Genomic DNA, 13071 nt, shown 5'->3' with positions numbered 1-13071 from the left:
GCATCCCCTTCATGGTTAGGTTTAAGACTCGTTCTCCCTATTGTACACGGCAGGGCGAATATTGGGATACGGTGGTGTTGTCATTCCTTCACCCAGATAATAATCGGTTAGCAAAGACTGCATATATCCTTTGACAGCCAGTCCGTTACGGTATGCCGGATTATGCGGCAGTGTGTAGATGCGAACATCTGACGGTATCGTCGTTCTGTACAGACGCAACTCTTGGAAATCACTCGTCTCATACAGAATTTCCTCCCGCCAGTCCCCGAGCAGATCCCCATAGAGTACAGGGGCGTTTCTGGAATTCACACGCACATCATCAGCTGTAAACAGACGTGTCGTCGTGTCCTGCTGCCAGTCCCACTTTTCCACAAAGTTCTTATCCAGCAGCTCGCCGAGCACATCTCCATCCCACCAGATTTTGAAGTTCGTTGATGGTTGAACCGAACTGATCACTTCACCATCCACATTATAAATATTGCCTGAACTGGACCACATCTCAAGCCCGCTGCGTCGTGGATCAATATCCGCCAGCGTTCCCCTTGCCACGTCCTGGGGCAGTTCTCCCGTGCGAATGATCTCACCCGTCGCTGCATCCGCATAAAACCAAGGAAATTGATTAACGTTGCCGTTCTCCGCCTGCTGAATTCCAAACTGCTCCAACCCCGGCCGATCCGGATCAATATCCGTAATGTGGAATCGATCACCATGGACTACACCAGGCAGACTGTATAATGTCTCTCCATTATCATCCAGTGCCCAGCCGCCAAAAGAAACCTCGTCCTTTCCATCCCCATCGAGATCCAATATACGAATCTGGTGGAAAAACTCACCGTCCGCCCCTACATGTCTCCATCGCTCGGTTAGGGCTCCACCTGCATAATCATAAGCTGACGTCACATACTGGAAATTCCGGCTGAGCGCACGATTCTTGAGCGCCGTAATCAGACTCGGATGTTCACCATCCAGATAAGCTATACCGAAATGCCCGCTGAGCGGTCCATCGGCTGCATAATTATTCGTAATTGTAGTACGTGCAGCTTCTGTACCCGTCAATCCATCCACAACAGATACATATTGTGCGCGCTGCACCGTAGCAGGGACGACCTGACCATCGGCAAACGTCACACCTTCAAAGGTACGCAGCAGTACCTCAGCCTTTCCGTCACTATCCAGATCAAACACTGTAATATTGTCATTGTCACGCCAGCCGCCCAGTCCAGCCACACCGAATTCGCTTACCGAAGCAGGTGGTGCATTATATGTATCGATCGTGGTCACGCTGTAAGGCCCCAGATCAATTCGCCATAGGAAACCTTCGGTCAAGCTGTACGCCTCCACATATTTGTTGCCTCCATTCACCGGAATCCGGGTGACCACAACTTCATATTCTCCATCGCCGTCCAGATCCCCTGGCCAGCCATGCTGGACAAAATAATCGGACGGATTGGACGTTATATTTTGCAGCGGAATACTGAAATAATTGCGAATCTCGGGGTTTGCGGCCAGCACTACTTCTGCACTTGCACCCTGCAAAGTACCATCCACATAAGACTTCACGATATACGTATGACTCTGGTTTACATCCACGTCTGTATCCGTATAGTTGGTTCCCTGCGTCAAAGGCTGGGCATTCAGCTTCACCTCTTCTGTGCCCGTCCGTCGATAGACATTGAAGGTAGCTTGCTGCGGTTCGGTCCCAAGTAAACGCCAGCTCAGATAGACTTGGTTCTCCCCCAGGTACACCGCAGTAAGGCCTCGTCCCAGGTCTTCTACCAGCCGTGGTGCAGACACTTCTGCGGCCTCTGCCTTGGGTGCTAAACCTCCGGGTGAAGCCAAGCCTGTCAATCCAATGACTCCACTTAATAGCCATGTGAACAGTACTTTCTTTCCTTTTGCCACAGTCATTTCGGTTTTCATCAATGATTCCCCTCCATCGATTAATTTGCCAAACTCATAAACCGTCTGTATCTCACATCAAGTTCCCCTGCCTTATCCGGTCATAAAAAAAGCAAAGCAGATGATCCGCGCCCCTTTAGCCGACATCGTTTAATCGTCTAATCGTGGGAGCAATCTTCGCTTTGCCTCCGGTTGCCCGGTCAACGGATACACTTGGTCCTTCACACATTTACATAAACAACTCAATGTTACTCTCCTTATGTCTCCAGCGGCTTGGTGCCACCACGATCATAGAAGAAGGGTCCCTTGGCCCAGCTGACGGCCAGATGCATTAACAGTTCAGTCTTTAACTGTTCCCGGATTGCAGCATGCTGCTCTTCATCATATAGATTCGTCCATTCATGGGGGTCAACGGTCAGGTGATATAATTCACCTTTTGTTTCATGCACCCTGGAGGCCGATTCCGCAACAGAGCCTTCGAGGTACAGAATGAGCTTCCACTCCGTTGTACGCCACATATAAGCCGGGGCCGAATGGGGCGCTGTTACACCTTTACCATGAAATTCACAGAACGTTCCGCGATGCCGGAGTTCACCCAATAAGTTCACACCCGGTAGCATCGGGTTGGCCTCTAATCCTGCTGCTTGCGTTAATGTGGGGACAAGATCGACCAATTCGGCGGGTTTCTGATCCCTCGTTCCTCGCTTCTGTTCCGGGATGTATGTACCGGACAAAATGAGCGGAACTCTAACGCTGCTGTCATACAGATTGTATTTGGTGAAGCGGTATTGCCTTTCCCCCAACATCTCTCCATGATCCGATACAAATACAATCAGCGCATTCTCCAGCCTTCCGAGCTGCCCCAGCTTATTCAATGCCAACCCAAAATAGTGATCCAGCCAGGAGCAATTCGCCCAGTACCTCAATGTGGTTCTTCTTCTCTCCTCCGAACTGCGCTGCTCCCATACGGCCTTCTTGTCCAGATACGACTGACGACTGTTCACATTCAGATCATCCGAGGCTGCCAGATGGGTATTCAATTCGTCTTCCCAAGGTGGCTGCGGAATGTCCGGGATATCCTCCAGTCGGTAGAGGTCTTCAAATTCTTGGGGTACGTTGAACCCGGCATGCGGCTTGAGAAAGGACAAATAAAAAAACAGTGGCCTCTCCGTGTCTACTCCGTCTTCCAAAAATTGCAGTGCCTGTTCGGCTACCCATCCATCCCGATGCTGGTTCATCGGAATTCGGCTAGTGAACCCGGTATAACCGTTGACATTTTCCTCCCCGCCGCCAAAATCCTTCGTCTCCTGATGATACGCCTCCAGCGCTTCGGGATGGGTGTCCCCCATCATCGTTGCCCCCTGCTCATAATGGCCGCTCTGGCGGGAGAGACCGATCGATCTCACTTCAAACCCACGTGTGGATGGCTCGTCTACACCCTCGCTATGGTTCCAATGCGTTTTCCCAAAGCCAGCCGTCTGATACCCTGCGCGATGCATCAACTCCGGCAGCGGCTCAGAAGGCAGCTTGTCTTCCTCAAACAAACCACCATAATTCGTTCGAACCCCCAGCTGTGAGGGATAGTATCCCATCATCATGGAGCTTCGGCTGGGTGCACACATCGGGGATTGGCAGACCGCATCCTGGAAAGCGATTCCCTCGGCTGCAAGCTTATCCAGATTCGGCGTATGAATATGTTCATTAAACGTTCCAATGCAGTCCCATCGCTGCTGATCCGTCATAAGAAAAATAATATTGGGCTTATGATGTGACACGTTAGATCCCACACTCCTTTCGGCAGAAAATTATACGGAACGGTTACCACGCGAATGCCCGGTTTGCTTGCGAATGTCTTCCCGGTACCGACTCGGCGTCGTGCCCTCGCTTTTCTTGAACAAACGATTAAAATAACTCGCCTGATAACCGACCTGCTCCGCAATTTCGTTGATCTTGACGTCTGTTGATTCGAGCAGCTCTTTAGCCCGATTCAATCTGATTTCGGTTAAATAATCCACAAAATTCTGTCCAAATGTCTGCTTGAAGGCCCGGCTTAACGTGTAGGCATGAATCCCGTGAAGGTCTGCCAGTTCATCCAGCGATAACGCTTCAGCATATTGCCACTCGGCGTGCTCCTTCATCTGATGAACGGCCATCTGTATCTGCTTCTCTTCCCTGCCTGTGAATTCCTCTACACATACATGCACGATTCGTTCCCTGAACCACTGAAACAATTCATCCAGATCATGCAAATGCACCACTTCCTCATACATTGCCAAGCCGAACAGTTCAACCGGATTTTCACCTAATTGCAGCAGGGCATGCTGTATCCGCGCCAGCAATTGGAATAACGCCTGACGAATGTGCTCCTCTGGCGATTCAGACCCTTCGTATGTGTCTATAAATCGCCCAAAATGCTCCAGAGCTAATTCCTCATCCCCACTGCGCAATGCTGAAATGATGTCCTGCTCCAATTCGAGTGGATAAGCTCCTCTTTGCTTCACATCCTGCTCCGCCTCCTCATTCATATCCATGATTGATAGGTTGGAAGAGAACTGCCTTTTCCTCAATACGGATCGTGATTCTCTAATCAGCTGTGGAATGTGCGAGGCGTCCGATGTGAGTTTGCTAAGGACCACCGTCAACCTGATATTCAATTCCGAATGTACACTGTCCATCCACTGTTGGCCCATACGCATCAGTTCATTTCTGAACTCAGCCGTATCCGGCTGGATCTTCGGAGGAACTGCAAGCAGCAAGGCAATGGACATATCATGATAATTGAGTGTCTCAGCCCGATAAGGAAGCTCCTGCAATTGTCTGCCCAATATGTCTGTTACGGCAAAACTGATCCACTCTTGGGATTCACGCCCATGATGTTCACTCCCATGAAGAAGAATAACTTCAGGACGAATATGGGCAAGCATAATAACGAACTGTTCATCCCTTAGGTCCCATCCGAGCTGGGACAGTCGTTCCCGCCATTCACGGTCTGATGGCAACAAGAGATGACCAAGGGTTAGCTGGATTAACAGGCTTTCCCGGGCAAGCGGCAGATGTTCTTCCAAGCGCTGTTGTAACGATTCCCGTTCCCGATTTATCCCGATCCAGCGCTGTTCGATATGCTTGATTTCATCCAGATGTACAGGTCCATTCGAGCGGATTGATGCTGATGAGAAACCTTTGGATAACGAAGACATTTCCGGTTTTTTAGCTTCTATCGGTGCCTCGGTCACGGTAAAGATCCGCAACAATTTGGTAAAAGGTTTATAGAGTTGGAGTGAACCGACCCAGGACAGGATTAGTGCCAGCAACAATCCCGCTCCATTCACAAGCAGCACGATACGGGGTACTGACACGATTGGAGCGACAATTTCATTGAGGGGAGCCGCGGAGATATAAGTCCAATTCGTACCCAGTCTGCGGAAGGTTCCTGATTGAACGGAATAGGTTATGTCGCCATACTCCATCAGGAAGGAAGACGGATTGGTTTCAAAATTTAACACACGTTCCCGAACGGCTTGCTGTAATCCACCCAGCTCTTTGTCCTGTGGCAGCATGGGCTTCCCCTGTTCATCCAGCAAAAAGGTTGTTCCGCCGTTATACGGGGACAAGGTCTGCAGCATGCTTCCCAGCTGTTGGTTATCCAGGGTGACGGTCAACGCACCAAGCGCATCATCATTTCCACCCGGAAGTCGATTCACCATCATCATGGAACTGCCCTCCAAGGAGCGGGACCAATACGTCGCCTGCGGCTGTTCGGTCAACCGTTCCATCTTTGTGATCTCACTGGGGTCACTTATAAAATCATATCGTTCCGAATCCATCTTCACGACTCGGGGTTCATCCAGATACAGCTGAACTTTGCCGATAAGTGTATTGGAATTCTGAATCATGAGCAGCAAACGATACAGTTCATGTACCTGCTTATATTTGTATACAAAATCAAGCTCTTTCAGGCGGTTATCAAAGACCGGATCGAACGCCCACTGGGAAAAGGTCAATTCAAGCGCATCCAATTGTTCGCTAACCCATGCAGTCCGCTGCTCGAATTGTCGCAGATGGGATTGCTGCAAAATGTTCTCCATTTTGACGGTGACCCAGCCGTACAACAACACACCTGTGATCACACCCGGAATGCAGGCGATAAACAGAATCATCATCAGACTGCGTCTGAAATAGCGCCCTTTGGGCAAGTTGTCTACTGTGCGCTTGAATAACATCTGTCTGTGCCTCCTTCCCGGGAATATAAGCCGAATATCAGCCGAATTACAGCCTGAATCCTGAACACAGATTTATCCTTTAACCGAGCCGATCAAGGCTCCTTTGGCAAAGTGTTTTTGGATAAAAGGGTACACAATCAGCACAGGCAAAATGGCTACAATGATCGCGGCCATCTTCAACATCTCTGTCGGCGGTGTCTCCATCTGCTGTCCAGGTGCAACCAGATCTATATTGGAAGCATTCAGCAGCATGTTTTGCAGCAATACTTGAATAGGCCATTTGGCTGAATCGTTCAGGTACAACAACGCCGCAAAGAATTGATTCCAGTAGCCTACGGCGAAAAACAAACCGAAAGCAGCCAATGCCGGCATGGACAGTGGCAGTACAATCGTGTACCAGGTTCGGATGGCACTACAGCCGTCAATGGACGCCGCTTCGCTGATCTCTGCCGGCAGGCTGTCGAAGAAATTTTTCATTAGTAACACCGTCCAGCCATTGGCGAGCGCAGGCAGGATTAATGCCCAAATATTATTGATCAGCCCCAGCTCCCGTACCAGCAAGTAATTCGGAATGATGCCCGGACTGAACAAGATGGTCAGTACAATCAGAAACATCAGAATCTTTCTGAATTGAAACCGCTTCTGGGATAGCGCATAAGCCAGAGAAGACGATACAGCCAGGCTGCACACCGTGCCCACGGTTGCCAGAAATGCACTGTTTCCCAGCGAGCGTGCAAAGGCAGGCGTGGATAACAAATACGTATACGCTTCGACAGACCAGTGTTCCGGGAAGAGTACGATTTTCTTTTGCAAATACTCTCCTGGATCGGTGAACGAAACGACAAAAACGTAATACAGCGGGAAGAACATGACCACGGCCAACAATCCAAGAACAACAGCGTTCAGGGATTGCCCAACTCTCTCACTCCATTTCAAACGATGCATGCGAAACCTCCTTCCCCTGAAACAATGTCTGATCCGAATACGGGTATCGAAACTAGTAAACACCTTCCTGGCCCATGCGTTTTACCACGCGGTTTGCAACCACAACCAGCACCAGTCCAATCACCGATTTGAACAGTCCAACCGCCGTACTATAGCTGAAATCTCCCTGCTCGATCCCTGTACGGTATACATAGGTGTCGAATACTTCAGCCACTTCGGATACAGCACCGTTGTACATAAGGAAAATTTGCTCAAATCCAACCTCCATGATGTCTCCCAGTCTTAAAATCAGGAGCACGATGATGACACTACGGATGGCAGGCAGTGTAATGTGCCAGATCTGACGCAGCCGCCCTGCCCCATCCATTCGTGCCGCCTCATATAGTTGGGTGTCCACACTCGCCATGGCGGCCAGAAACACAATCGTTCCCCATCCTGCTTCCTTCCACATCGCTTGCAAAGTCACCATCACCCAGAAGCTGTCCGGGTTCGTCAATATATCCACTCGCGGCCAGCCCCATAAGGTGAACAGTTCGTTAATCAGTCCCGTTCCTTTGGCGAATAGCAGCAGCGTTAACCCGTCAATAATTACCCAGGACAGAAAGTGTGGCATGTAGATAATCGTTTGAATTAGTCTCTTGTACGCCACACTTCGCAGTTCGTTAAGTCCCAAAGAAATCAGAATCGGAAAAGGAAAGAACAGAATCAGATTCAACAGACTAATCGCCAGTGTGTTTCGGAACAGCAAAGCAAAATCCGGATTGGCAAAGAGTTCAGTAAAGTGCTGCAGCCCGACCCACTCACTGCCCTGAATGCCACGAAAAGGGGAATAATCCTGAAAAGCAATGATGATGCCCCACATCGGGATATATTTGAAAACAAGAAAGAACAGGATACCTGGCAAGGCCAGCAAGTATAACGACTGGTCACGCCGGAGCGCGGACAGCAAGTTTAACCATTTGCTTCTGGCTGAAGTCTGCTTCCCCTTGACCGTGTTCATTCGTTGCTCATGGATGCTCATGGTTTGCAGCTCCTTCCCTCAGACTCACTGTCCGTTTCTTTTCTTATACGCCTCTATCATCTCATCACTCATCGCTTGAACATTCGGGTCATTACGCAGCGATTCCACAAAGGTATCCCAAGCTTCAATCGGCTCTCGGCCCAATATAATCTTCGCTTTCAGGTCCTGAATCTTCTTGTTGAGTTCAGGCAGAACCTTCTGCCCGGTCTCCGATTGAAGGCCTGCAGATAGATCGGCTACACTGGTTTTGTCCCGTTCGGCCTCCACTTTCTTGAACAGTTCATTCGCCTGTGTTTCTTCATCCGTTTCGCCTGTCGTATCCCAAGGCAGGTCAATAACGTTGACGATATGATTGAAATCCGAGGCGTTATCCGCCGTCAATTTCTCGGTATTCGTTACCTTTTTGCCATCCACCACTTCATAATGTGTGCCTTCAATCCCGAACTGCTGAATTTCAAATACTTCGGGGTTCATCCAGGTGTCCAGCAACTTCAGAATACGTTTCATCTTCTCTTCCGGCACACTCGCTGGGATCGCCAGAATACCGTTGTATCCAGCCCCTTTTGGGTTGTATCCATTCAGATTGGTCAGAGGGTAAAAGTCCGTATATTTGAAAGAAGGATCAACCTTCTTCAAATCATCAGCATAGATTTTGCGCATCGTTCCTGTCTTGTCCACAATAATGCCCGCCTGATTACGCTTGAACAATTCCCTTGCCTGTGTCAGCTTGAGCGAAAGCAGATCTTCCGGCATCATGCCGCTGCTGTAGGCTTTGGTCAGATATTGAAGGGATTCTCTAACCTCAGGCAGCAACTCCCTGTAGATCAGCTTCCCTTGCGATTCATCCCATTTCCAACTGCTGTTGGTTCCAATAAATGAACTTTCAATGGCACCCAGTACAGGACCAAGATTGCCTCCCCAGCCAAGATCATCCGGACTGATATAAGCGGCAAGTGCCGTCGTATCTTTGGCTCCATTCCCATCCGGGTCCTGCTCCACAAAAGCCTTCATCACTTCGAACAGCTCATCCGTGGTCTCCGGCACCTGCAAATTCAATTTGTCGAGCCAATCCTTGCGGATGATGAAAAAGGAGTCTCCGGTTACCGGGCGGGGGCGGGGAATACCATAATTGTTGCCATCCGCTGCCTTGGTTGTTTCCCAGGCAATGTCGGGAATACCGTTGCTCAGATTGGGATAATCCTTGATATAAGGCGTGACATCCCAGAAAGCCCCTTGTTTGACCATCTTGGTAAACGTGCTTCCGAACGGGTCATTAATCATGATCAAATCCGGGATATCCCCTGAAGCGAGTGTCAGATTCAGCTTGTCACCATAAATATTGTTGGAAACCCACTGGATGTTCATTTTGGAATTCGTCGCCTTTTCGATCGCACGCTTGATGACATTATCATCCGCTGCAGGAACCGCACTTGGCGTAATCGTCATGATACTGACTTCCAATGGATCATCCGCATTACCATTGCTTCCGTTCGCCTGGCCTTCTTCTTTATTTCCGCATGCACTGAGTACAACAGATAAAACCAACACAATGGATATGATCCAGGTTAAACTACGGGTGTTTCGTTTCCCCACTTTTTGCATGAGCTTTCCCATCCTCCTTAGTATCTTAAACCTATCGTATTAATCGGATTAATACCTAAAAAAAGGGGCTTCTACAGGCCAATGAAGAATGATCTTCGGCACTGGTCAAAGCTTTCACTCACTATATCGAACACCCGTATTTCCTGCAATTGCACTTTTTTGCACCTGTTAAAATCGGCATAAATAGCCCCTAAACCCTTTTGTCTCAGCGATATGGCCTGATAATTCTCTCGTTCCACACCTGTACTTCGATATAACGTTCCGGGGCGAGCTCACCCTGTCGATTCCATTCCTGAGGCAGGCAGATCCTCCCATGAGATCGTGACCCAATCCGGTTCGGTATACCATGATTCCAACCACGCGCATGCACCCAGGGTCATATAGTGAGGATAACGGTTGGTGGGTTTCCCACCTTTGGAGATAAACTGCTCGTACGCTTTCCGCTCAAGTTCTCTGCGAATCATCATGTAATCTGCTGATCGCTGACTGGCAAAATTCCGGCCTCCCTGACGGATATGCTGCGCAACGGCTTCTGCATCCTGCTCGGACAGACTGGAGAGATTGCGGAATGGTCCAACCCTTTTTTCAAAATAATGATACGCGTTCAGATCTGTCATACGGCACCACCTCCATGTACATCTCTTCGTCCCCCATTTTCGTTAGTCATAGTGTACATCACGCCAACATGTATGGAAATAACTGTAGCAAACCATTTCCTCTGGTACACTATGCCATTTCAATTACAGTACCATCTTCCGATCGCTGCTTCGCTTCTCCAGAATGATCCAGCATTCTCCGTCCAATAAGTGATAAACTAATGAAAAGGCATTTATCTTCAACAGGCTTAAAAGGAGGTTGTGTGTATGTTAGGCATTAAAGTACAGCAAGTAGAGAATAAACTCATCATCCGTTGGCAGCTTTCCAAAATAGAAATTCCCATCTCAGATATTAAAGCAGTTACCCTTGATGATACATATGGTGGAAGTGAGCCTTCAGCCGTTCGAATCGGCGCAGCGTATGGCGCTTCCGAAACAATCCTGATCCGTACAACCAATCAATCCTACATCTTGTTTACTTCCAATGAGGCATTGTATCCAAAAATCAGTGCCATGCTATCCAATAACTCAGGTGAGCGGAATGCGTCAAACTTGCAACGTGCTAACGAATCTAGCGCACCTTAAAGGTCCGATTCTCAAGGCAGGCCAAATTAACGCGAACAAGAGGCGTCCACCGTCATGTTCATGACTTATGGAACAGCCCCCTTTTTTTCACGTCGGTAGAAGTTCAGATGATAGTCCTATCTCCAACTCCACTTCGGTAATTGATCCAGCGTAATGACTTCTTCACTATTATATACTTCCTTCAAATACGCCACGGTATTATGATTGCCACCCTTTAGGAATTCCCCTGTCCAGGTACAGAACCAGCTCCAATGTACACCTTGCTCTTTCATCTGCTTTGGATCAGGAATGGAGCCATTCTCGGCTAAAGCAATGATTTTGCTGTCATTCACTAATTCACGCAGATTTTCATAACGCTTAGCTAATGGGCTGTGATCCCCTGCTTCTGGATACACATCCACACTCACAATGTCCACCACATCGTCACCCGGATACCAATCCGGCTTTTCCGAGTTCCACACCCAGATCAGATTACCCAGCTCATACTTGTTGACCAATTGATCATACATTAGGCGGTATAACTGTTTGGCAGGTTCAGGTCCTTTGACTCCCCACCAGAACCAGCCTCCTTCCGCTTCATGAAGCGGCCGGAATAACACAGGCACCCCAGCCTCCTTGAGTTCTTGCAGATGTACTGCAATGGCATCGATATCCCGGATCAATAAGGTATACTCTTGCGATTCAGGATGAGCCAATGCTGAATCGAGATCGTAGGTGGTGGCATCCGTATAGAAACCGCGCCACCATTCTTTGCCTGGTTCATCTATCAGATGAGTAGGTGCATTCCAGTGCCAACACAATGTCACAATTCCGCCTTGCAGATGCCATGCAATCGCATCCCGAATCTCCTGAGAGATCGCGCCGCGTTCTGTCCTTGATGGAGAATAATCCATGAGATCGAATCCAATTACCGCCGGCTTGCGGCCTGTATTCTCATTAATCCAGTTCAGATTGCCGTAATCCTGCTGGCCGGACAGTACCCCTTTTCCATAACGCTCCGCCAAGTACTTCATCAGTTCTCTAGCCTCGGAAGTCGCATCTTTATTCACCAAATAACCGCTTATCTTTTGTTCCGTCATTGATAATCCCCCATTCCAAGGTAGGATACATAGAGACCCAAATATCAAAAACACCCGAATTACGCATCCTACACGACTACGCCAAGCCCGGTTAACCAACTACACCTGAACGTTCAATACTTTCCACGAAATAGCGCTGTACAAATAAATACAAAATAATGAGTGGTGCAATCGCCAGCAGAATTCCTGTATCCACGATCATGGCAACATAATTGGGGTCTGCCTTCATGCCCGAGTTCGAGCCAAAACCCATCAATTGGGGAATTAACTGGTTCGCCTGGGCAGGCAATGAAGCCACCTTCAGCGAGATAAGCGGGCTTTCACTCATGAATAGCGCGGAATAGAACGTATCGTTGTACTGCCAGACAAACGAGAACAGAATGACTGTGATCAGCGGTGAAATGGCGTTCGGCAGCATAATTCGAGCAAATGTCCGAAATCCGCCTGCTCCATCAATCAACGCAGCTTCTTCAATTTCCTTGGGCATGCCCTTGAAGAACTGGCGGAAAATATAAATGAACAGCCCCGCCTTCAGCCCACCAGCCGTAGCCGCAGTAATCATCGACGGCCAGTATGTATTCAGCAGGTTGATCCCTTCTCGCCCCGTGAACAGCCGAATCATGCCGAGAAAATCAAAGTTGCGGAAATGCAGATACATCGGCACCATCAGGGTGCTTGTCGGTACTAAAATAGTGAGGATGACTAATACAAACAGCACATTGCTGCCGGGAAAAGAAAAGCGGGCGAAGCCGTACCCAGCTAACGCACAGGATATCGCTGTGAGCAGCGTTGTAATCGTGACGAACAACAACGTATTCGCCAGCAAAGGTAAATAATCCATCACCTGCGCCGCAAGCTTGATATTATCCAGCGTAAAATGCTGGGGAATCATATAGATGGTCGGATTATAGATATCCTGTTTATCTTTGAACGCAACCGAGATTTTAAGAAACAATGGATACAAAATAATAAATGAAATACCAATAATCAATGCATATCTGAAGATGGCATACAGGAGGTCCGATGTCTTGTTTCGTACCCTCTGCATGCGGTAGTTCTCTTTCGGAACCACCACCATGCGATCCGTTCCCGACACAGCCATAGTCTCATGCCTCCTTCAACGT

Annotated in this window: 10 protein-coding genes; 1 reads left to right on the top strand and 9 read right to left on the bottom strand. The window is 48.8% G+C overall.

Annotated features, from left to right (window positions below):
* Nucleotides 1–21 precede the first annotated feature (21 nt).
* The 7 genes from BLV50_RS14950 to BLV50_RS14920 all read right to left on the bottom strand — a co-directional run bounded on the left by BLV50_RS14950 (nucleotide 22) and on the right by BLV50_RS14920 (nucleotide 10304).
* Nucleotides 22–1920, bottom strand: coding sequence for a rhamnogalacturonan lyase family protein (locus BLV50_RS14950; protein ID WP_218135398.1), 1899 nt, complete (start codon nucleotides 1918–1920; stop codon nucleotides 22–24).
* 236 nt (nucleotides 1921–2156) lie between these two features.
* Nucleotides 2157–3674, bottom strand: coding sequence for a sulfatase family protein (locus BLV50_RS14945; protein WP_256337962.1), 1518 nt, complete (start codon nucleotides 3672–3674; stop codon nucleotides 2157–2159).
* Between the two features lie 30 nt (nucleotides 3675–3704).
* Nucleotides 3705–6119: a helix-turn-helix domain-containing protein gene (locus BLV50_RS14940; RefSeq protein WP_090808562.1), complete on the bottom strand. Its 2415-nt coding sequence runs from the start codon at nucleotides 6117–6119 to the stop codon at nucleotides 3705–3707.
* 72 nt (nucleotides 6120–6191) lie between these two features.
* Nucleotides 6192–7064, bottom strand: a complete 873-nt coding sequence (locus BLV50_RS14935) for a carbohydrate ABC transporter permease (protein ID WP_090808560.1) — start codon at nucleotides 7062–7064, stop codon at nucleotides 6192–6194.
* A 52-nt stretch (nucleotides 7065–7116) separates the two neighbouring features.
* A complete protein-coding gene (locus tag BLV50_RS14930; RefSeq protein WP_090808836.1) occupies nucleotides 7117–8064 on the bottom strand; it encodes an ABC transporter permease in 948 nt (315 codons plus the stop codon).
* A 45-nt stretch (nucleotides 8065–8109) separates the two neighbouring features.
* Entirely contained in the window at nucleotides 8110–9687 is a 1578-nt protein-coding gene (locus BLV50_RS14925) for an extracellular solute-binding protein (protein ID WP_256337961.1), read from the bottom strand.
* A 272-nt stretch (nucleotides 9688–9959) separates the two neighbouring features.
* Nucleotides 9960–10304, bottom strand: coding sequence for a hypothetical protein (locus BLV50_RS14920; protein WP_240321349.1), 345 nt, complete (start codon nucleotides 10302–10304; stop codon nucleotides 9960–9962).
* Between the two features lie 246 nt (nucleotides 10305–10550).
* Between BLV50_RS14920 and BLV50_RS14915 the strand changes: the two genes are divergently transcribed.
* On the top strand, nucleotides 10551–10868 hold the full coding sequence (locus tag BLV50_RS14915; RefSeq protein ID WP_090808556.1) for a SunI/YnzG family protein: 318 nt from the start codon (nucleotides 10551–10553) through the stop codon (nucleotides 10866–10868).
* A 116-nt stretch (nucleotides 10869–10984) separates the two neighbouring features.
* Here BLV50_RS14915 and BLV50_RS14910 read toward each other — a convergent pair whose 3' ends face one another.
* Both BLV50_RS14910 and BLV50_RS14905 read right to left on the bottom strand, forming a co-directional pair.
* Complete coding sequence (locus BLV50_RS14910; RefSeq protein WP_090808554.1) at nucleotides 10985–11947, bottom strand: glycosyl hydrolase; 963 nt, start codon at nucleotides 11945–11947, stop codon at nucleotides 10985–10987.
* 91 nt (nucleotides 11948–12038) lie between these two features.
* Complete coding sequence (locus tag BLV50_RS14905) at nucleotides 12039–13049, bottom strand: carbohydrate ABC transporter permease (RefSeq protein ID WP_090808553.1); 1011 nt, start codon at nucleotides 13047–13049, stop codon at nucleotides 12039–12041.
* Between the last annotated feature and the right edge of the window lie 22 nt (nucleotides 13050–13071).

This window comes from Paenibacillus sp. 276b, assembly GCF_900107875.1.
Classification (GTDB): domain Bacteria; phylum Bacillota; class Bacilli; order Paenibacillales; family Paenibacillaceae; genus Paenibacillus; species Paenibacillus marchantiae.
Note: the sequence above shows the minus strand (reverse complement) of the source record. Positions and strands in the feature narration are given on the sequence as shown.